Annotated in this window: 22 protein-coding genes and 1 other RNA gene; 9 read left to right on the top strand and 14 right to left on the bottom strand. The window is 70.4% G+C overall.

Annotated elements, in window-relative coordinates; translation table 11 throughout:
• Positions 1–19: 19 nt before the first annotated feature.
• Genes rdgB through VM938_11170 form a run of 7 tightly spaced genes read right to left on the bottom strand, consistent with a single transcriptional unit; the run spans position 20 to position 4,536 of the window.
• Positions 20–595 carry an RdgB/HAM1 family non-canonical purine NTP pyrophosphatase gene (rdgB, locus tag VM938_11200; GenBank protein ID HVF75605.1) on the bottom strand — a complete coding sequence of 192 codons (576 nt, stop codon included), beginning with the start codon at positions 593–595 and terminating at the stop codon, positions 20–22.
• Entirely contained in the window at positions 592–1,329 is a 738-nt protein-coding gene (rph, locus tag VM938_11195; protein ID HVF75604.1) for a ribonuclease PH, read from the bottom strand. Before rph ends, rdgB begins: the two co-directional genes overlap by 4 nt.
• Positions 1,326–2,051 (bottom strand): MBL fold metallo-hydrolase, encoded by a 726-nt coding sequence (locus tag VM938_11190; GenBank protein ID HVF75603.1) that lies wholly within the window; start codon positions 2,049–2,051, stop codon positions 1,326–1,328. The genes rph and VM938_11190 overlap by 4 nt, the downstream gene beginning before the upstream one ends.
• Positions 2,042–2,845, bottom strand: coding sequence for a glutamate racemase (gene murI, locus VM938_11185; protein HVF75602.1), 804 nt, complete (start codon positions 2,843–2,845; stop codon positions 2,042–2,044). The genes VM938_11190 and murI overlap by 10 nt, the downstream gene beginning before the upstream one ends.
• Before the next feature lie 31 nt (positions 2,846–2,876).
• Complete coding sequence (locus tag VM938_11180; protein ID HVF75601.1) at positions 2,877–3,812, bottom strand: cysteine synthase family protein; 936 nt, start codon at positions 3,810–3,812, stop codon at positions 2,877–2,879.
• Positions 3,813–3,816: 4 nt separating this feature from the next.
• Complete coding sequence (locus VM938_11175) at positions 3,817–4,098, bottom strand: ubiquitin-like small modifier protein 1 (GenBank protein HVF75600.1); 282 nt, start codon at positions 4,096–4,098, stop codon at positions 3,817–3,819.
• A 30-nt stretch (positions 4,099–4,128) separates the two neighbouring features.
• Positions 4,129–4,536: a M67 family metallopeptidase gene (locus tag VM938_11170; GenBank protein HVF75599.1), complete on the bottom strand. Its 408-nt coding sequence runs from the start codon at positions 4,534–4,536 to the stop codon at positions 4,129–4,131.
• Positions 4,537–4,564: 28 nt separating this feature from the next.
• On the opposite strand from VM938_11170, the gene smpB reads away from it, so the two are divergent.
• The 3 genes from smpB to ssrA all read left to right on the top strand — a co-directional run bounded on the left by smpB (position 4,565) and on the right by ssrA (position 6,044).
• Positions 4,565–5,041, top strand: a complete 477-nt coding sequence (gene smpB, locus VM938_11165) for an SsrA-binding protein SmpB (protein HVF75598.1) — start codon at positions 4,565–4,567, stop codon at positions 5,039–5,041.
• Between the two features lie 7 nt (positions 5,042–5,048).
• Positions 5,049–5,645: a phospholipid scramblase-related protein gene (locus VM938_11160; protein HVF75597.1), complete on the top strand. Its 597-nt coding sequence runs from the start codon at positions 5,049–5,051 to the stop codon at positions 5,643–5,645.
• Positions 5,646–5,691: 46 nt separating this feature from the next.
• Positions 5,692–6,044, top strand: a transfer-messenger RNA (tmRNA) gene (gene ssrA / locus VM938_11155).
• Positions 6,045–6,164: 120 nt separating this feature from the next.
• On the opposite strand, the gene VM938_11150 is transcribed toward ssrA, so the two are convergent.
• Positions 6,165–7,313 (bottom strand): hypothetical protein, encoded by a 1,149-nt coding sequence (locus VM938_11150; protein HVF75596.1) that lies wholly within the window; start codon positions 7,311–7,313, stop codon positions 6,165–6,167.
• A 92-nt stretch (positions 7,314–7,405) separates the two neighbouring features.
• Here VM938_11150 and VM938_11145 point away from each other — a divergent pair, with 92 nt between their 5' ends.
• Positions 7,406–7,942 carry a hypothetical protein gene (locus tag VM938_11145; GenBank protein ID HVF75595.1) on the top strand — a complete coding sequence of 179 codons (537 nt, stop codon included), beginning with the start codon at positions 7,406–7,408 and terminating at the stop codon, positions 7,940–7,942.
• A 49-nt stretch (positions 7,943–7,991) separates the two neighbouring features.
• Complete coding sequence (locus VM938_11140) at positions 7,992–9,008, top strand: winged helix DNA-binding domain-containing protein (GenBank protein HVF75594.1); 1,017 nt, start codon at positions 7,992–7,994, stop codon at positions 9,006–9,008.
• On the opposite strand, the gene VM938_11135 is transcribed toward VM938_11140, so the two are convergent.
• A complete protein-coding gene (locus tag VM938_11135; protein HVF75593.1) occupies positions 8,987–10,066 on the bottom strand; it encodes a class I SAM-dependent methyltransferase in 1,080 nt (359 codons plus the stop codon). The genes VM938_11140 and VM938_11135 overlap by 22 nt on opposite strands.
• Positions 10,067–10,170: 104 nt before the next feature.
• Between VM938_11135 and VM938_11130 the strand changes: the two genes are divergently transcribed.
• Positions 10,171–13,512, top strand: coding sequence for an AAA family ATPase (locus VM938_11130; protein ID HVF75592.1), 3,342 nt, complete (start codon positions 10,171–10,173; stop codon positions 13,510–13,512).
• Positions 13,509–14,129 carry a Crp/Fnr family transcriptional regulator gene (locus VM938_11125; protein ID HVF75591.1) on the top strand — a complete coding sequence of 207 codons (621 nt, stop codon included), beginning with the start codon at positions 13,509–13,511 and terminating at the stop codon, positions 14,127–14,129. The genes VM938_11130 and VM938_11125 overlap by 4 nt, the downstream gene beginning before the upstream one ends.
• Positions 14,130–14,186: 57 nt before the next feature.
• Here the strand turns inward: VM938_11125 and VM938_11120 are convergent, their stop codons facing one another.
• The gene (locus tag VM938_11120) at positions 14,187–14,762 is read right to left on the bottom strand and encodes an NAD(P)H-dependent oxidoreductase (protein HVF75590.1); all 576 of its coding nucleotides are present in this window, start codon (positions 14,760–14,762) and stop codon (positions 14,187–14,189) included.
• Positions 14,763–14,816: 54 nt separating this feature from the next.
• Here VM938_11120 and soxR point away from each other — a divergent pair, with 54 nt between their 5' ends.
• On the top strand, positions 14,817–15,251 hold the full coding sequence (soxR, locus tag VM938_11115; protein ID HVF75589.1) for a redox-sensitive transcriptional activator SoxR: 435 nt from the start codon (positions 14,817–14,819) through the stop codon (positions 15,249–15,251).
• A 20-nt stretch (positions 15,252–15,271) separates the two neighbouring features.
• A complete protein-coding gene (locus tag VM938_11110) occupies positions 15,272–15,997 on the top strand; it encodes a siderophore-interacting protein (GenBank protein ID HVF75588.1) in 726 nt (241 codons plus the stop codon).
• Here the strand turns inward: VM938_11110 and VM938_11105 are convergent.
• Genes VM938_11105 through VM938_11090 form a run of 4 tightly spaced genes read right to left on the bottom strand, consistent with a single transcriptional unit; the run spans position 15,994 to position 18,805 of the window.
• Positions 15,994–16,305: a ubiquitin-like small modifier protein 1 gene (locus tag VM938_11105; protein HVF75587.1), complete on the bottom strand. Its 312-nt coding sequence runs from the start codon at positions 16,303–16,305 to the stop codon at positions 15,994–15,996. The two genes, VM938_11110 and VM938_11105, sit on opposite strands and share 4 nt — an antisense overlap.
• Entirely contained in the window at positions 16,278–17,366 is a 1,089-nt protein-coding gene (locus VM938_11100; GenBank protein HVF75586.1) for a hypothetical protein, read from the bottom strand. The genes VM938_11105 and VM938_11100 overlap by 28 nt, the downstream gene beginning before the upstream one ends.
• Positions 17,367–17,396: 30 nt before the next feature.
• Positions 17,397–17,822: a nitroreductase family deazaflavin-dependent oxidoreductase gene (locus VM938_11095; GenBank protein ID HVF75585.1), complete on the bottom strand. Its 426-nt coding sequence runs from the start codon at positions 17,820–17,822 to the stop codon at positions 17,397–17,399.
• Positions 17,819–18,805, bottom strand: a complete 987-nt coding sequence (locus VM938_11090) for a TerC family protein (protein ID HVF75584.1) — start codon at positions 18,803–18,805, stop codon at positions 17,819–17,821. Before VM938_11090 ends, VM938_11095 begins: the two co-directional genes overlap by 4 nt.
• Between the last annotated feature and the right edge of the window lie 55 nt (positions 18,806–18,860).

Raw genomic sequence — 18,860 nt, 5'->3', positions numbered from 1 at the left:
AGGCCACCTCACCGGTGGTCTATGTACTCGGGAGTTGCACCGCCAGCGCCCGAAAGGCGCGGCCGCGGTGCGACAAAGAGTTCTTCTCCTCGAGCGTGAGCTCGGCGTACGTCCGGCCGTCGCCCTCGTCGGGTTGGAACACCGGGTCGTAGCCGAACCCCCCGTCGCCCCGAGCGACTTCAGTGATCACGCCGTCGACCACGCCTTCGGCCACCACCTCACGGCCGTCGGGGAACCGGGCCAGCGCCACCGTGCGGAAGCGGGCCCGGCGGTTCGACTGGCCCTCCATCACCCGCAGCAACTTGGCCACGTTGCTTGCATAGGTGGCGCCCTCGCCCGAGAAACGGGCCGAGTAGACGCCCGGCTCGCCGCCCAACGCCTCGACCTCCAAGCCGGTGTCGTCGGCCACCGCTGCGCTGCCCGTCGCCTCCACCAGCGCCACTGCCTTCAGACGGGCGTTGTCCTCCAGCGTGGTTCCCGTCTCCTCGACGTCGGGCACCTCGGCGGGCCGGGGCACCACGTCGAACCCGACCAGCAGCGCGGCGATCTCGCGGGCCTTGTCGGGGTTGGCGGTGGCGAGGACGAGCCGGGTCACCGGGCGGCGGGGGGCGTTGCCAACAGGGCCTGCTGCGCTTCGAGGATCGAGGCGATGCCGTGCTCGGCCAGCGCCAACAACTCGTCGAGCTCACCGCGGCTGAACGGCGCGCCCTCGGCCGTGCCCTGCACCTCCACGAAGCCGCCCGAGCCCGTCATCACCACGTTCATGTCGGTCTCGGCCCCGGCGTCCTCGGAGTAGTCGAGGTCGAGCATGGGCACGCCGCCGATGACGCCGACCGACACCGCCGCACAGGCGTCGAGCAACGGGTTGCGCTTGATCACGCCCCGCTGCTGCAACCGGGTGCAGGCGTCGTGCAATGCCACGTAGGCGCCGCAGATCGAGGCCGTGCGAGTGCCGCCGTCGGCCTGCAGCACGTCGCAGTCGAGCACGATCTGCACCTCGCCCAACGGCCGCATGTCGGTGACGGCCCGCAGCGCCCGGCCGATCAACCGCTGGATCTCCTGGGTGCGCCCGCTCTGCTTACCCTTGGCCGCCTCCCGGCTCACCCGCTCGGCCGTCGAGCCCGGCAGCATCGAGTACTCGGCGGTGACCCAGCCCTTGCCCGTCCCCCGCATCCACCGGGGCACGTCCTCCTCCACCGAGGCGGTGCACAGCACCCGGGTGCGGCCCATGCTCACCAGCACCGAGCCGGCGGCGAACTCGGTGTAGTCGCGCTCGAAGCGCAACGGCCGGAGGTCGTCGGGGGCGCGGCCGTCTCTGCGTGCGGTCACAGGGTGTACTCCTCGTTGGTGGTGGCGATCTCGACAGGCCCGCCGAAGGTGGCGGCCGCTTCCTCGGCGCTGCGCCGGCGGTCGACGGTGGGCCAGAAATGGGTGAGCAACAAACGGGCGGCACCTGCCTCGCGGGCGGTGCGGCCTGCCTCGGCGGCCGTCAGGTGGCGGGGGTCGCCTGTCTTGTCGCTGGTGTACGACGCCTCGCACAGCGCCAGGTCGAGCCCCTCCCCCAGGGCCGACAACGACCACGCCGGGCCGGTGTCGGCCGAGTAGCCGAACGACTTGCCGTCGCCGTCGATGCGGACGGCCAACGTCTCGGGCCGGTGGTCGGTACGCGAGAACCGCAGCCGCAGCCCGCCGATCGTCTCGTCGGACCCGTCGGCGATAACCTGCCAGTCGAACGTCGGCGCCATGTCTGTTGTGGCCTTGGCGCGCACGCCCGCTGGGGCGTACACGGGGATGTGGCGGCGGGGCTCGTCGCCGTACGTCATGGCCACCCAGTAGCCCTCGATGTCGCTCCAGTGGTCGGGGTGCTCGTGGCTCAGCACCACGGCGTCGATGTCGCCCAATCCGACGTGGCGTTGCAGGTTCGACATGGTGCCCGAGCCCGCATCGAGCCAGAGCGTCGTGCCCGCGCCGCGCACGAGGTAACCGCTGCACGCCTCCCCCGCCGCCGGATAGCTGCCGCTGCAACCGAGCACGGTGACGCTCAGGCCCACGACCACGCCTCCACGTCGGCCAGTTCAGGCCCGAACAACTGGGCGCCAAGCGACCGGAACCACTCGACGTCGCCCGACGACACCCATCGGTGCTGGCCCTTGCCTGCGGTGCGCGTGCCGAGGCCGGTGTCGTCGAGGATGCTCAAGACCTCGAACGCCGTCTCCTCGGCCGACGACACCAGCACCACCTCACGGCCCATGACGTCACCGATGGTGCGAGCGAGGAACGGGTAATGGGTGCAGCCGAGCAACAGGGTGTCGACGCCTGCCTGCTTGACCGGGGCCAAGAGGCGTTCGGCCAGCACGTGCACCTGCTCGCTGTCGGTCTCCCCCCGCTCCACGAACTCCACGAAGCCCGGGCACGCGCTGCACGTCAGTTCCACCTCGGCCCGGCTGGCGTGCACGGCCCGCTGGTAGGCGCCCGAGGCCATCGTGCCCACGGTGCCGATGACCCCGACCCGGCGGTTGCGGGTGGCGGCCAGCGCGGCGCGCACCCCAGGGTCGATCACGCCGACGATGGGCACCTCGTGCTCGAAGCGCAGGAGATCCAACGCAGCAGCGGCCGCCGTATTGCAGGCGACGACGACCATCTTCACGTCGTGGCGTTCGATCAGCATGCCGGTGATCTGGCGAGCGAACTCGCGCACCTCGTCGAGCGGCCGGGGCCCGTACGGGTAGCGGCCGGTGTCGCCGAAGTAGACGATGTCCTCGCCGGGGAGGAGGTCGATGAGGGCGCGGGCGACGGTCAGCCCGCCGAAACCGCTGTCGAACACGCCGATGGCCCGGTCGTCCATTGGGCCCGCAGGCTACGACAGCCGACCGGGGCTACCAGTAGTTGATCTCGCGGGCGCGGGCGGTGACGTCGGCCAGGTCCGCGGTCCACGCCTCGCTCGACAGGTACTTCCACCCGGCGTCGGGGAACAGCGTGACGACCACGCCCTCGTCGATGTCGGCCGCGCACTTGATCGCACCCATGAGCGCGGCGCCCGACGAGATGCCGGAGAACACGCCGACCTCGATGAGCCGGCGGGTGCCGAGGATCGATTCCTCGGGGCCGACCACCTTCTTGCGGTCGAGCAGGTCGGGGTCGAAGACCGGCGGGATGTAGCCGTCGTCGAGGTTGCGCAGGCCGTCCACCATCTCCCCCGACGGCGGCTCGACGGCCCAGATCTGCACGGCCGGGTTGCGCTCCTTGAAGAACCGAGAGCAGCCCATGAGGGTGCCGCTGGTGCCCAGGCCTGCCACGAAGTGGGTGATCTCGGGGCAGTCGCGCCAGATCTCGGGAGCGGTGCCCTCGTAGTGCGCCTTGGGGTTGGCGGGGTTGGCGTACTGGTAGAGGAAGGCCCACTCGGGGTGCTCGGCGGCCAGGCGCTGGGCCATGCGCACGGCGCCATTGGAACCTTCCGACCCGGGCGACTCGATGATCTCGGCGCCCCACACCTGCAGGAGCTGCTTGCGCTCGGGCGACACGTTGGTGGGCAGCACCGTCTTCATGGGGTAGCCCTTGATGCGGGCCACCATGGCCAGGCCGATGCCGGTGTTGCCCGACGTGGGCTCGATGATCGTCTGGCCGGGCGAAAGGGTGCCGTCCTTCTCGGCCGTCTCGATCATCGACAGGGCGATGCGGTCCTTGACCGAGCCGCCGGGGGTCTGGCCTTCGAGCTTGGCCAGGATGCGCACCCGCGGGTTGGGGCTGAGCGTGCTCAGGTCGAGCAGCGGGGTGTTGCCGATGAGGTCGAGGACGTTGCCGTAGACGGCCACTGCCCTATCCCGCGCCTCCGGCGACGGCGGGCAGGACCGAGATCACGTCGTCGTCGCCCACCTTGGTGTCGAGCTTGTCGAGGTAACGCACGTCGTCGTCGTTCACGTAGACGTTGACGAACTTGTGCAGCGCCCCGTCCTCGGTGACGACCTGGCCCGCGAGGCCGGGGAACTGGCGCACCAGGTCCTCGAACACCTCGCCCAGCGTCGAGCCGTTGGCTCGGATGGAGCCCTGCCCACCCGCGTGCTGGCGCAGGATGGTCGGCAAACGGACTTCGACGGCCACAGTTCCTCCCGGTGTTCGAACGAGTGAATGCTACCGACGTTCGAGAACAACCGGCTCTTCGGTGATCTTCCCGTCCACGATCCGGTACGACCGCACCACCGGCGCCAGGTCGCGCAGCGACACCAACACGTAGTGCCACGTGGGGTCGGGAGCCTGGGCCACGTCGGTGGGCGACGGGTACGCGTCGGTGTGGGTGTGGGAGTGGAAGACGCCGAGGATGGTGAGCCCGTTGTCCTCGGCGTCGCGGTCGGCCTTGAGGAAGTCTGTGCCGTTGACGGTGTAGACGCGCGACGACGCGGCGTCGTTGCGCGTGGGGTAGCAACGCTCGGCCTTGCCCGTCTCGGCGTCGCCTGCCAGCAGGCCGCACGCCTCCAAGGGCAGGCCGTCGTAGCAGTGGCCGACCATGCGCTGGTAGACGTCTTCGGAGAGCCGGAGCATCGGGGCGGCACGCTACCCTCGCCTCCCTATGCCGCCCAAGGGCACCAGGCCGGTCGCGCAGAACCGCAAGGCTCGGCACGACTACGACGTGCTCGAGACCTTCGAGTGCGGCATCGCGCTCCAGGGCAGCGAGGTGAAGTCGTTGCGCGACGGCAAGGTGCAGCTGCGCGATGCCTACGCCCGGGCCGAGGGCGGCGAGGTGTGGTTGTACGGGGTGCACGTGTCGCCGTACGTGCATGCCAACGGGTTCGGGGCCCACGACCCCGATCGGAAACGCAAGCTGTTGCTGCACCGGCGGGAGATCGACGAGCTCGACGAGCGCACCAAGCAGGACTCGTTGACCCTCGTGCCCCTGTCGATCTACTTCAAGGACGGACGGGCCAAGATCGAGCTCGCCTTGGCCCGGGGTCGCAAGACGTACGACAAGCGACATGCCATCGCCGAGCGCGACGCCGCTCGCGACATCGAACGTGCGTCGGCCCGAGGCCGGCGCGGGGAAGACTGAGGTCGCCATGCCCGAGCTGTTGGAGCACGAACGGCTGATCGTCAGCCAGAAGGCCAAGCTCATCGAGCTGACCAACGAGTACAAGATCCGCGACGAGCAGGGCAACGAGGTCGGTGCCATCCGCCAGGAGGGGCAGTCCGGGTTGCGCAAGCTCCTGCGCCTGGTGAGCAGCATCGACGCGCTGCTGCCGGTGACGCTGTCGGTGTACGACGCCGGCGGCCGGAAGGTGGCCGGGCTGCGGCGGGGGGCGACGGTCTGGAAGTCGAAGATCGAGGTCACCGACGGGTCAGGCGGCGTGGTCGGGCGGTTGGTGCAGGAGAACATGGTGGGCAAGGTCCGCTTCGGCATCGAGGGCGCCGGCGGGGTGCGGCTCGGCGAGATGAAGGCGGAGAACTGGCGGGCGTGGGACTTCGCCATCAGCGACATCTCGGGGGCCGAGGTGGCCCGCATCACCAAGAAGTGGGCGGGCCTGGGCAAGGAGATGTTCACCACCGCCGACAACTACGTCGTCGAGCTGACGCCGCAGGCAACAGGGCCGCTCCGCCTGATCGTCCTGGCTGCCGCCGCCGGCATCGACACCGCCCTCAAGCAGCAGGGCGGCTGAGCCGGGGTCGGGCGCCGGTACACTGGGGCCTGTTGCACCTTGACATGGGGGTGATCGGCTTCGACTTCGGTGGTCGAGGCAGGAGAAGCGAGCCGTGGTCTCCGGAGCCACGTTAAAGAGCCGGAACAAAAAACAAATGCCGGCTATGAGCCTGCACTCGCTGCCTAAACAGTAGCGACGGTCGCCCGGTCCCAGCCCTGCGGACCGGATGCGAACGCCATCTTGTAGGGCTTACCTGTCCACCTTCGTCGGTGAGGCGGACAGGGACACCTCAGCCGACTGGGGCCCCTCACCGTTGCCGGTGGTGAGGAGGGGCCTGAGATCCAAGCACCGGATGCGCTCGGAGAAGTCCTGCTGAGAAGCTGAAGGACGCGGGTTCGATTCCCGCCACCTCCACTCCGCTTGTCTTTGTACTAACACCGGTCGCGGCTGAGCCACCAGGCTCGGCCGCTGTCGCGTCCGGGCCGTGGGCCTGGGAGCCGGGATTGCTCCGAATTGGTGCGCAAAGATGTCGACCGATCACCGTGCATCGCTGTCCGAGCGGTCGTCCGGTCGTGAGCCGGGCTGGCTAAACGGCCGTAGCACCGAGTCGACCAACCAGTTCACCAGGACAACGCGCGCGATGCGGTTCAGCGTCTCGTACCGCACAGAGTCCTCGATTACACCTCCGTGCAGACCTCCCATAACGGCGGTGTCGAGGTCGTCGAAGAGCACGCCACCATGGGCAACCTTCGACCGAGTCCGGTAGAAGTCGCGGCGCTCACTTGCAGCCGTCCCTGGCGCGTACCTATCCACGAGGCGGCGGAACCGCGCCGAGGGGCCCTCTCCCTTTGCCTCGCCGGTAGGCGGGTCGAGCAACGCCTCAAGAGCCTGCACGAGGGCGAGAAAGGCGGCCGACCGCGATTCGTGGCGTACGCGGTGCGAGTGCGCGAACCAGTAGGCACCGCGCAGAAAGCGTGCCTGCTGATCGCCCTGTAGGAGTTCGAAAGCGTCGAGCATGCCGCCAGCAGCGTCCGGCACGGTGAATACGTCGTCGAACTGGATGCCAAGTCGACCGTAAACGTCGAGCACCGGTGCGGTCGGCATGACCTCGTCGATGTCGCGGAAATCGTCCGCGTACCGTTCGAAGCCGGGGATGTGGTAACCGCGCTTTTGGTACGTCGGGACTAGTTCGCTAGTCAACTCCTGCGGGAAAACCCAGGCAAACGTCGTGAAATGGGTCAGCCACTGGAGCTGCCAGCCCATGACCACGTTGAGCACCAGCCGTGCTGCCTGCACGGCGTGTTCGCTCCGGGTGGCCTGCAGCAGGAAGTCATCCGACCGACGATGGCGCACCTCCAAAATCACCGGGTGATCGCCCAGAAGAGCACCAGGTTTCGGCGCCTCGGGCGGCGGCTCGCCGAGCTGAACGAAGTTCCGGTGTCGCCAGCCGCCGCGGGTGGGCACGGGCGCGAACATCACCGAGCGGGACACGACTTCTGCGGCTTCGCCAGCCGCCGCCGCGATCGCGTCGACCAGCGCGTCTCGCTCTGCCGCCGTCAGCGCGTCTCCTGGCTTCAGCGCCACTAGGTTCCCACGTCGGTAGGAAAACACGACCGCAGCGCCCTGCTCACCGAAGTAAGTGACTGCGCGTCGGTCGCCCTGACCCGACATGAACAACGCGCCCACAATGCACCGAAGCTCGTGCTCGGGAACGACGGCGAGGAGTTCCTGTAGGCCGATCTCGAATGGGTCTATCCGACCACGGTACCTTCGAGGTCGTGATCAACGCCGACTGTCGCCTTGGCGACGTACTGATCGCCGATCGTGGCAGCGCCACGGTGCAAAAGCGGATCCGCGAGCCCCAGATCGTCGTGCAGCACTACCTCATCGTCGCGCCACCGGAGCCCGGGGGCAATGGCGCGAACGGCGCATCGCACCTCGTCAATGTCGTTGCGCGGAGCCCACGGATCACCTGCACAAACCGGAAGTTAGCGATCCCTTCTTCGTCCTTCCGAGGCAGCGCCGCGGTCGCCCAGCTGTACCCCGCTGCGACCGTTACCGTGGCGGTCGTGCCCGGTGCGCCTCGGAGACGCTTGTCACCCCTCGCAGGCCGGTTGCTCTGGGAGCTGGAGGAGGCGGGCGCCGACGAGGTGACCACCCTTCGGGCGACGTTCCCAGAGGTGACGGCGGCCGAGATAGAGGCGACGGTGCTCGACCTCAGTCGCCAAGGCCTCGTCTACGTCGAGGGGGATGTGGCCGACGGGTCGAGCGAGGTCGTACTCACCGAAGCCGGGCGGCAAGCCCTGACCGAGTGATCCCATGCCGCTAACAAGAGCTGCCCCTTCGTCGGGCACGATGAGAGGCGTGGCGAAGTGGACCGACGAGGAACGGGCGACGGCGGCCGCCCGGCTGCGGTCGCAACTGCTCTCCGGCCCGCCCGCCTCTGCGGTCAAAGACGTGGTCGGGCGCCTGCTCGCCGTGCAGGCCCAGGACCCACGCGGGTTTCGGCTCGCCGTTCGCTGCCGCTCCACCGGCCTCACCGCCGCCGATGTCGACCAGGCACTGAGCGACCAGCGTTCGGTGGTGGTGACCTGGCTCAACCGGGGCACGCTGCACCTCGTCCGGGCCGAGGACTACTGGTGGCTCCATCCGCTCACCACACCGCAACTCGTCACGACCAGCGAACGGCGCCTGCGCCAGGAGGGCGTGTCGCCGCAACAGGCAGAACGGGGCATCGCCATCGTCGTCGAGGCAGTGGCCACGGACGGGCCGCAGACCCGCCACCAACTGCGCAGCAGGCTGGACGCTGAGGGCATCCCCAACCGCGGCCAAGCCCTCGTCCATCTCCTCCTGGCGGCCAGCCTGCGCGGGCACCTGGTGCGTGGCCCGGTCGTCGACGGCGAGCACGCCTTCGCTTCGGTCGCAGCGTGGCTCGGCGCAGCGCCCCCACCGCTCGACCGCGACGCCGCCCTGGGCCGGCTGGCCGAGCGGTACCTGGCGGGCCACGCCCCCGCCGAGCCCCGCGACTTGGCCAAGTGGGCGGGCATCACGCTGGGCGACGCCCGCCGTGCCTTCGAGCACGGCGCCGACGTGCAAGCCCCGCAGGGAGAGGTCCCCCCGCCCCGGCTGCTCGGTGCGTTCGACCCGCTGCTGCACGGGTGGGCGTCACGGGAGCTGTTCGTAGGCCACCACGCGGGCGTCGTCACCAGCAACGGCGTCTTCCGGCCAGTGGCCCTCGTCGACGGCCGGGTCGTCGCCACCTGGTCGATGCCCGGCGGCCGCGTCGAGCTCACGCCCCTGGAGCCCGTCGCCGCCGAAGCCCGGGCCGCCCTCGACGCCGATGCCGCCGACGTGGAGCGTTACCTCGGCTTGCAGACGTAGATCAGGTTGAAGACGTCCTGCGGCAGCTCGTGCACCGACACCGACGTGAACCCGGCCGCGGCCAGCATCTCGCACGCCAACTCCCGTCCCCACGCCGTGCCCAATCCGGCGCCACCCGCGGCCAGCGACACCGACATGCAGTGCATCACGCTGATGCCGTAGAGCATGGGGGCCAGCGGGTTGTCGAGGTTGTTCGCCAAGTCGCTCGACGCCTTGATGTCGACCATGAAGAACGTGCCGTCGTCGGCCAGCGCGTCGTGCGCCCGCCGCAGCACGCCTGCGGGATCGGCTTGGTCGTGTACGGCGTCGAAGGCAGTGACGAGGTCGAACCGCGCCGTGGCAGGCAGCTGCGCCACGTCGTGCCGTTCGAAGCGGACGTTGTCGAGCCCCCATGCTTGCGCCTCGCGCCGACCTGCCTCCAAGGCGTCCTCGGCGATGTCGAAGCCCACGAACGTCGATGCCGGGAACGCCCGCCCCAACAGGTTCACCACATGCCCGGCTCCGCAGCCGAGGTCGGCGGCAGTGATGCCCTGGCGCAACCGCTCCACCAGCCCGGGGGCGGCGGCCAGGAAGCCGTCGACCAGGGCCTCGTCGTAGGTCCGCCTGCCGACCTCGTCCATGGTGGTGGTGAACTCCGGGCGATAGCAGTCGTACGGGACCCCCGCGCCGGTGCGGAACGCCTCGGTCACGGCACCGACGTGGCGTGCCAAGTCGCCCACCAAGGGCGCCAGGACAGCGAGGTTCGACGAGCCGCCCCCGGTGAGCAGCAGCGCATGCTCGACAGGGAGCGTGAAGGTCCCCGCGTCGGGGTCGTAGCGGAAGATCCCCGCGGTGCTGACCGCCCCCAGCCACTCCCGCACGTAGCGCTCCGACAGGCCCGCTCGCTCGGCCAGTTCGGCCGAGGTGGCGGGCCCGGCCGCGGCCGCCTCGAACAGGCCGGTGCGATGGCCGATGTCGATCATCAGGGTGACGACCCCGGCGGTCACGGTGCCCGCGATGCGGCCCGCGAACTCTTCGACGACGGCAGGGTCGAACGGCGGCATCTCAGTCGTGGTCATGAGGCGATTGTGGGCCGACCCGCCGTCGGTCACCATGCCTTCGGCCTCGCTCGTTCTGTGCAATTCGACATGGACACCGCCCACCCGATGGGCGAACCTGAAGCATGGGCTGCACGGCATGCGGAGCCGACAACCGCGCCGACGCGGCGTACTGCGCCTCCTGCGGCAACCGCTTGTGCCCGACGTGTGGGGCCGCCACCCCGGCTCGCGCCCGCTACTGCGACTCGTGCGGCACGGCGACGGCGGCCGCACCTGCGGGCGAAGACGCCGAGCGCCGTCCCGTCACCGTGCTGTTCGCCGACGCCGCGGGCTCCACCGCCTTGACCCAGCGCATCGGCGACGAGGAAGCGTACCGCCTCATGCAGCGCGCCGTGGCGCACATGGTCCAGGCGGTCGAACGCCACCACGGCACGGTGACGCAGTTCCGCGGCGACGGCGTGATGGCGTTGTTCGGTGCGCCCGTGGCCCGCGAACACTCCGCGGTCGATGCCGTGGTGGCTGCCTTGGAGCTTCAGGACGAACTGGGCCGCCTGTCCGACGAGTTGGCCGAGCGCCTTGGCGCCACCTGCCCCTTCCGCATCGGCATCCACACCGGCCCCGTGGTCGTCGGCCGGTTGGCCGACCGGGTGGTCGTCGACATCACCGCCGTGGGCGACACCGCCAACGTGGCGGCCCGGTTGGAACAGGCGGCCGAGCCGGGCACGGTGTACATCTCCGAGGCCTCGTGGCGAGTGGTGCGCGACTTCGTCGCATGCGCCCCGGTGGGTGCGCTGCGCGCCAAGGGCGTGGGCGAGCCGGTCGTCGCCTACCGCGCCCTGCGCCGCACGGCGGTGCGGTCGCGATTGGAAGCGGCGTCGGCCCGCGGCCTGTCTCGTTTCGTGGGCCGCCACCGAGAACTGGCACTGCTGGAAGCCATGGTGGGACGCAACCAGGCTGTGCTCGTGGTGGGCGAAGCAGGCATCGGCAAGAGCCGCTTGCTGATGGAGCTCCGCGTTCACGTCGGTGACCGCGTGCGGTGGGTCGAGGGCCATTGCCGGGCGACCGGGGCGGGCACGCCGTGGCTGCCCGTGGTCGACCTGCTGCGCAACGCGCTCGGCGTCGACGAAGCCACCGATCCCGCAGCAGTGGCCACCGCCGTCGACGCCACGATGGTCGGTCGGCCCGACGCCGCGCCGTACCTGAAGTGGTTGTTGCGGGCGGTCGGCGACGACGCCGTCGATCCTGAGCCGCAGAGCCGCCGGGCCGCGATTCACGACGCGCTGCGTGCCTTTGCCGACGAGGTCGCCGAACACGGGCCGGTGGTCGTCGCCGTGGAAGACCTCCACTGGGCCGACGACGCCTCCCAGGCCGCGGTGGCCGCCATGGCCGACGCACCCGTGCTGCTCCTCGCCACCGCTCGTCCCGGCTACGAGGCGGGCGCCATCGACATCTGGACGACGAAGCTCGGCCTCGACCAACTCGCCCCCGACGACGCCGCCGCCCTCGCGGCCGGTGCGCTGGGGGTCGACACGCTGCCCGCCGAGGTGTGCGACCTGGTGGCCGCCCGCACCGACGGCAACCCGTTGTTCGTCGAGGAGGTGGCGGCGGCGCTGGCCGAGACGGGCGCCGTGCGGCGCGACGGCGACGGGTGGGCGCTGGGGCCCGGGGCCGACGCCCTCGCCGTCCCCACCACGCTCGAAGAGGTCATCCTCGCTCGCATCGACCGGCTCGACCCCGAGGCTCGCGCCGCCCTGCAACTGGCCGCTGTCATCGGCCGCGAGTTCACCCGCACGTTGCTCGAACGCATCGCCCGCCTCGACCACCCGCTCGACGGCCACCTCGGTGAGCTCACGCGGCTCGAACTGATCCGCCAGAAGTCGCACATGCCGGAGCTCACGTTCCTCTTCAAGCACGCGCTGACCCATGAGGTGACGTACTCCACGCTGCTGGCCGACCGCAGGCGCCAACTGCACCGCGTCGTCGCCCTCGCCATCGAGGAGCTCTACGGGCCGCGCGTCGACGAGGTGGCGGACGAGCTCGCCCGCCACTGGACGGAAGCAGGCGACGAAGGGCGCGCCCTCGACTACCTCGACGCCGCTGCCGGGCGGGCCTTGTCGACCTTTTCGGTGCGGGAGGCGCGGGCGTACTTCCGTACGGCCGTCGACCTCTGCCGCCGCATCGACGATGCCCGCTTGGCCACCTTCGCCGCGGGCCTGGGCCAGTCGCACCTGGCAGCAGGCGACATGGACGACGCATGGCAGGCCTTCGACGAAGGGGCGGTCGCCGCCCGCCTGGCCGGCGACCGCGACGGCGAGGTCGTGAACCTCGGCTGGCGGGCCTACTGCGAGGTGTTCACTTACCGCTTCGACGCCGCCGAAGGCACCCTCGACGCAGCCACCGCTCCCCCCGCTCCCGACTCGGCCGACGCCCGGCTGTTCGCCCTCGCCGTGCGACGCGTGCTGGCCGACGTCACCGGGCGCCTCGACCATGTCCCCGCTTTGGAAGCGGCCGCCGCTCCCTTGGTGGCGCACGTCGGGCCGATGGCGTGGAGCATGTGGCAGGGCATGGTGGAACTACGAGCGAACTGGCGAGCCCAATGGGAAGACATCGGCCCGTTGCTCCATCGTTTCCCGGAACTGCCCAACCTCGTCGATCGAGCCGCCACGTTGTGGACGTCGGGAATGGCTGCCGCCGGGCGGGGTGACTACGTGGCCGCCCTCGACCTGCTGCGCCGCCAACTCGACATGGCCGAACGGCTGGGCGAGGTGGCGTTCCGCGCCCGCGCCTTGAACACCGTCGGCTGGGTGCACGGCGACCTGGGTGACCTCGACGGTGCCGTGGCGTGGAACGAGCGCTGCCTCGAGTTCCTCGTCACGTGTGGCATGCCCGACGTGGAGATCGAGTCGAATGCCCGCCTGAACCTGGCCGACGCCCACCTCGCCGCAGGCCGCCTCGACGAGGCGGCCCGGGAGTTGCAGGTGGTCGAACGGGTGGTGCGCCGACCGTCGTCGCCCGGCGACCAGTGGATGCGGTGGCGGTATTCGCAGCACTGGTTCCACACGGCGGGCGAACTGGCGTTGGCCCGAGGCGCGGTCTCCGACGCCGCCGCCTTGGCCGATGAGTGCTTCGCTGCGGCCCGCGAGACCGACAGCCCCAAGAACGAGGTGAAGGGGCTGCGCCTGCGGGGCCAGTGCCTCCTCGCCGCGGGCGACACGACCGGCGCCCTCGGCGCGCTGGGCGAAGCGGGCGCGCTGGCCGAAACGGTGCGCAACCCGCCGCAGCTGTGGCGCACCTTGACGGCCTTGGCCGAAGCCCGGCGAGCCGCAGGTGACGGTGCGGGCGCGGCAATCGCAGCCAAAGGCGCCGAGGAAGCGATCGGCACCGTGGTGGCAACCTTGGGGGCACATCCGCTCGCCGCCGTCCTGGCGCAGTCGGCCGACGCCCAGGCGGCGCGGGCGTACGCATGAGCGAGCTCGCCGCACTGGGGCGTCCTCGCCACTACCGCAAGGGCGCCGTGCTGTTCGCCGAAGGCGACCGCGCCGACCGCGTCATCGTGGTGGTCGCAGGGCAGGTCAAGGTGACCAGGGCGACCGACGCCGGCCGCGAGGTGGTGCTCGCCGTGCGCGGACCGGGCGAAGTGCTCGGGGAACTCTCCGCCGTCGACGGCGGCGCCTGTTCGGCGACCGCGGTGGCGCTGGAGCCGGTCGACGCCAGGATCATCCCCGCTTCTGCGTTCCGCGCGTACCTGGCCGAGCAACCGGGCGCCGCCTACCGGCTGTTGGAGGTCGTCGTCGGCAGGCTCCGGGAAGCGGACCGGGTCCGCGTGGAATTCGGCGGCCTCGACACCGTGGCCCGCGTGGCCAGCCGCCTGTCGGAACTGGCCCGGGAGTACGGCGCGCCGGTGGCGGGCGGGACGGAGATCGCCCTGGCCCTGTCGCAGGACGAGCTCGCAGGCTGGGTGGGTTCGTCGCGCGAGGCGGTAGCCAAGGCGCTGCGACAGTTGCGCGATCTCGGCTGCATCGAGACGGGTCGTCGCCGCATCGTGGTGCGCGACCTCGCCCGCTTGGAGCGTCTCGTCGCCTGAAGTTGCGTAGAAATCGCGCCGTTTTCCGGCGCGATTTCTACGCAAGGTCGGCAGGGGTCAGGCGGCGTAGGGGCGGGCCTGGCGGGCGGTCCGCAGTGCAGCGCCCCACCACGCCAGCTGGTCGAGCATCGTCTTCGCCGCGGCGTCGGCGCCGGTCGGTTCGTGGGTGCGGGCGTCGTCGTCGAAGAGCGCCCACGGGTTGTGGAGGCTGACGACGTCGCGGATGGTGGTGGCGTGCAGTTCGGCGAACACCTGCCGCAGTTGCTCCACCGCACGTAGCCCGCCGCTCATCCCTCCGTACGACACGAAGCCGACGGGCTTGGCTTGCCACTCCTTGTACGCCAGGTCGATGGCCTGCTTCAGCGGCGCCGGGTAGCCGTGGTTGTACTCGGGGGTCACCACGACGAAGGCGTCGGCCGCCGCCAAGCGGTCGCGGTAGCGCTCCACCGCACGCGTCGGCTTGGGCGCCAGGACAGCAGGCAGGTCGGCCTCGGCCAGGTCGATGACGTCGAGGGCGAAGCCGCCGTTCGTGCGCACGGCCGTTTCGAACCAGCGCGCTACCCGAGGGGCGAAGCGCCCTTCGCGGGTACTTCCGATGATCACTGCCAGGTTGAGTTCGTGCTGTTCGCTCATGGGCAGTACCTTAAAAGTTGAAGTTAACTTTAAGTCAAGGGTATTTTGTCCGTCATGGACTTGAGCATCGGCGAGGTCAGCGAACGCACCGGCGTGGCGCCGTCGGCCCTGCGCTTCTACGAGTCACAAGGCCTCGTCTCCGCCGAGCGCACCGACAGCGGCCAGCGCCGGTTCCACCGCGACGTCCTCCGCCGGGTGGCCTTCGTGCGCGTCGCCCAGCAACTCGGCCTCACTCTCGACGAGATCCACGAGGCACTCGCCTCGCTCCCCGACGGCCGCACCCCTACCCAGCGCGACTGGGAGCGGCTGGCGGCGTCGTGGCGGCCTCGCCTCGATGCCCGCATCGCCATGCTGGAGCGCCTGCGTGACCGCCTGACCGGGTGCATCGGCTGCGGGTGCCTGTCGTTGCGGGCGTGCCGCCTGCTCAACCCCGACGACGAGGTGGGCGCTCGCGGCCCCGGTCCGCGCTATGTGCTCGACGACGACTGAGGCGCGCGACGCTGGCGAGCATGCGCCTGCGCCGTGAGCCACCGCCGTTGCGTCCTGCCACCGTGCGCACCACGGAGCGGCTGAGCCCGCGTTTGATGCGGGTCACATTCGAGGTCGAGGGCTTCACCGTCGAGCAGCCCGCCGCCAGCGTGCGCCTGCTCCTCCCCTCCCCCGGCACCGACGAGCTGGTCATGCCCACGTGGAACGGCAACGAGTTCCTGCTCCCCGACGGCAGCCGCCCGATCCTGCGCACCTTCACGCCCCGCCACGCCGACGGGGCCACGCTCGCCATCGACGTCGTCCTCCACGGGACCGGGGTGGCGTCGCAGTGGGCAGAGACGGTCGGGCCGGGTGCGTCCGCTGCGCTCTCCGGGCCGGGCCGGGGCTACGACGTCGACCCCGAGGCGCCCGCCTACCTGCTCGGCGGCGACGAGACCGCAATCCCTGCCATCAGCCAACTGCTCGACGCCCTGCCCGAGGCGACGCCGACGCAGGTTTTGATCGAAGCCCCTCCCGACGCCCGCCTCCCGATGAAGCGCTCGGTGACATGGCTCGACGGCCCGGTCGCCGACGCCATGTCCGGCGTCGACATCGCGCCAGGCACCCGCATCTGGATGGCAGGCGAGGCCGCCGAGGTGCAGCGCATCCGCAAGCACCTGTTCGAAGAACGCGGCATCCCTCGCACGCAGGCCTCGGTGCGCGGCTACTGGAAGCGGGGCCGCGCCGGCGGCGACGACGCCGCCTAGCTTCCGCCCGAAACGGCGGGGAGCACGGTGACCTCGACACCGTCGGGCACCACGGCATCGACGCCGCCCAGGTCGCGGGCGTTGTCGGCGCCTACGAACACGTTGACGTGGCGCCGCAGCACGCCGGCCTCGTCGCGCACCCGGCGGCCGACGCTCGGGTGCACGGCAGCGACGGCATCGATGACGGCGGCGACGGTGGCAGGGGCCGGAACGTCGACTTCCACCTCGGCGGCACCGCCCGCGTGTTCCCGCAGCGCGGCGGCCAGGCGCACGACGACGGTCAGGACAGGATCCCCGTCTTCACGCACAGCACGGGCGGCAGGTGGCGGGCGAGCTCCTGCCACGACTCGCCCGCGTCGGGCGAGCCGAACACTTCGCCGGTGCGGGTGCCGAAGTAAAGCCCTGCGGGGTCGAGGCGGTCTGCGGTGAAGCCGTCGCGCAACACGGTGAGGTAGGCGCCCTCCTGGGGCAGGCCGTTGCCCAAGGCGTCCCACGACTCCCCGCCGTCGGTGGTGCGGTACACCCGCATGCGGCCCTCCGGCGTGCACCGGAAGAAGTCGCCCTCCAACGGCAGCACGTAGGCGGTGCCGGGCCGGTTGGGGTCGACGACGACGGGAAAGCCGAACGTCGACGGCAGGGCGTCGGCCCCGATTTCCTGCCATGTGCCGCCGAAGTCGTCGGAGCGGTACACGCCCCAGTGGTGCTGGAGGAACAGGGTGTCGGGCTCGGTGGGATGGCGGTCGACCTTGTGCACGCATTGGCCGAACTCCACGTCGGGGTCGGGCAGGAACACCGCCTTGATGCCCCGGTTTGCGGCCTCCCACTGGGCGCCGTCGAGGGTGCGGTAGAAGCCTGCGGCCGACACGGCGACGGCCATGCGGGGCCCGCCCGTGGGGTCGGGGATGATCGTGTGGAGGCACAGGCCGCCGCCGCCCGGCTGCCACTGGGGCCGGTGCTCGTGGTTCCACAGCCCTTCGTCGAGACGGAACGTGGTGCCCCCGTCGTCGGAGCGGAACAGGGCGGCGGGCTCCACGCCCGCGAACACCACGTCGCCCCCGGCGGGCAGCAGCTGCCACACCCGGGCCAACGCCGCACCGGTCGACTCCGGGAAGCGCAGGGTGTCGGCGTCGGGCTCGGTCCACGTGGCGCCGAGGTCGTCGGAGCGGTACACCGACGGTCCCCAATGCGAGCTGGTGGCGCCCACCAGCAGGCGTCCCCCCGGCGTGAGCGCAGCGGCGTAGATCTCCTCGCCCTTGAAGAACGGCCCCGCCGTCGTCCACTGCGTGCGGTCAGGTCCAGACGAAAGGGCGAACAGCCCTTTGCTGGTACCCACCAATACGACGACGTCGCCTGCCGATGCTTCGATCATCTGGCGGATGCTACGACGCCACCGGCCGGGTCATGGTTCGAGGATCACCACGGGGATGTCGCGGTCGGTGCGGCGCTGATACGCGTCGTAGCCCTTGTAGCCGGCGATGACCTGCGGCCACAGCGTCGCCTTCTCCTCGGCGCTGGCCACCCGTGCCTTCATGCGCCGCGTGCGTCCCTCCAGCACCACTTCGACGTCGGGGTTGTCACGCAGGTTCAGGAACCACGTGGGGTGCCGCGAGTCGCCGCCGTACGACGCCACCAGCACCACTGTGTCGTCGTCGTGCATCGGCGTGGTGAGCATGGTTGTGCGGGCTTTTCCGCTCTTGCGCCCCGTGGTGGTGATCAGGAGCGTGGGCATCCCGAAGAGCTTCCCGCCCACCCGTCCGTCGGTCAGCCGGAAGACGGCGGCGTGCGCGGTTGTAACGCCGCGGGCGACGACGTCCTTGAGGTTCAAGCGTCGCCTCCTTGGGCGAGCTCACGGCGTTCGGCCCGCAGGCTCGCCCAGATGGTGACGGCGAGCACCACGGCGATGACGGTCAGGCTGACCCACGTGGGGAAGTGGACCCATTCCACGATCATCATTTTCACCCCGACGAAGGCGAGGATGACGCCCAAGCCCTGGTTGAGGTAGCGGAACCGGCCCGCCATGCCCGACAACAGGAAGTACAGCGCCCGCAGGCCGAGGATGGCGAAGGCGTTCGAGGCGAACACGATGAACGGCTCGCGGGAGACGGCGAGGATGGCGGGGATGGAGTCGACGGCGAAGACGACGTCGGTGGTCTCCACCAGCAGCAGCACGGCAAACAGCGGGGTGGCCAGCAGCTTGCCCGAGCGGCGGGTGAAGAGCTTCTGCCCGTCGTACTCCGGCGTGGAGGGAACGACCCGGCGCACGATGCGCATGACGACGCTCGACTCCGGATGCACCTCGGCGCCCTCGTGGCGAGAGATCTTCCAGGCCGTGTAGAGGAGGAAGGCGCCGAAGACGTAGAGGATCCAGTCGAAGGCCTCGAGCAGGGCGACGCCGGCGAAGATGAAGATGGCGCGCAGGACGAGCGCCCCGAAGATGCCCCAGAAGAGCACCCGGAACTGGTAGCGCTTGGGCACGGCGAAGAAGCCGAAGATCACCGCCCAGACGAAGACATTGTCGACCGAGAGGCTCTTCTCGATCAGGTAGCCGGCCAGGTACTCGCCCGCCGCCGTGCCGCCGTGCCAGAAGGCCATGACCCCGGTGAAGCCGAGGCCGATGGCGATCCACACCGCCGACTCGACGGCTGCCGCCTTGAAGGTGACCTCGTGGGGCTTGCGGTGGACGATGAGCAGGTCGGCCACCAGCAGGACGACGACGAAGCCGATCAGCGCCGCCCACGCCCACGGCGGGGCGTCGATTGTGGCGAACTCACCGGCAGCGGGGCCGGTATCGGCTGCGAGCAGCGACATGGGAACGCGTTCCTCCGAAAGCAGCGGAGGTCTCGCCGCCCGAAACGAGGCGGGT

Source organism: Acidimicrobiales bacterium (assembly GCA_035536915.1).
In the GTDB taxonomy this organism is placed as follows: Bacteria; Actinomycetota; Acidimicrobiia; order Acidimicrobiales; family JAHWLA01; genus JAHWLA01.
The sequence above is the reverse complement of the archived record's forward strand: the minus strand, read 5'-3'. Positions and strand labels throughout refer to the sequence as shown.

What these genes read in the sequence shown, in the direction of transcription:
- murI (HVF75602.1), bottom strand. Translation starts at nt 2,845, where the DNA reads ATGGACGACCGGGCCATCGGCGTGTTCGACAGCGGTTTCGGCGGGCTG.
- VM938_11170 (HVF75599.1), bottom strand. Translation starts at nt 4,536, where the DNA reads ATGCTCCGGCTCTCCGAAGACGTCTACCAGCGCATGGTCGGCCACTGC.
- smpB (HVF75598.1), top strand. Translation starts at nt 4,565, where the DNA reads ATGCCGCCCAAGGGCACCAGGCCGGTCGCGCAGAACCGCAAGGCTCGG.
- VM938_11160 (HVF75597.1), top strand. Translation starts at nt 5,049, where the DNA reads ATGCCCGAGCTGTTGGAGCACGAACGGCTGATCGTCAGCCAGAAGGCC.
- VM938_11135 (HVF75593.1), bottom strand. Translation starts at nt 10,066, where the DNA reads ATGACCACGACTGAGATGCCGCCGTTCGACCCTGCCGTCGTCGAAGAG.
- VM938_11130 (HVF75592.1), top strand. Translation starts at nt 10,171, where the DNA reads ATGGGCTGCACGGCATGCGGAGCCGACAACCGCGCCGACGCGGCGTAC.
- VM938_11125 (HVF75591.1), top strand. Translation starts at nt 13,509, where the DNA reads ATGAGCGAGCTCGCCGCACTGGGGCGTCCTCGCCACTACCGCAAGGGC.
- VM938_11120 (HVF75590.1), bottom strand. Translation starts at nt 14,762, where the DNA reads ATGAGCGAACAGCACGAACTCAACCTGGCAGTGATCATCGGAAGTACC.
- soxR (HVF75589.1), top strand. Translation starts at nt 14,817, where the DNA reads ATGGACTTGAGCATCGGCGAGGTCAGCGAACGCACCGGCGTGGCGCCG.
- VM938_11110 (HVF75588.1), top strand. Translation starts at nt 15,272, where the DNA reads ATGCGCCTGCGCCGTGAGCCACCGCCGTTGCGTCCTGCCACCGTGCGC.
- VM938_11100 (HVF75586.1), bottom strand. Translation starts at nt 17,366, where the DNA reads ATGATCGAAGCATCGGCAGGCGACGTCGTCGTATTGGTGGGTACCAGC.
- VM938_11090 (HVF75584.1), bottom strand. Translation starts at nt 18,805, where the DNA reads ATGTCGCTGCTCGCAGCCGATACCGGCCCCGCTGCCGGTGAGTTCGCC.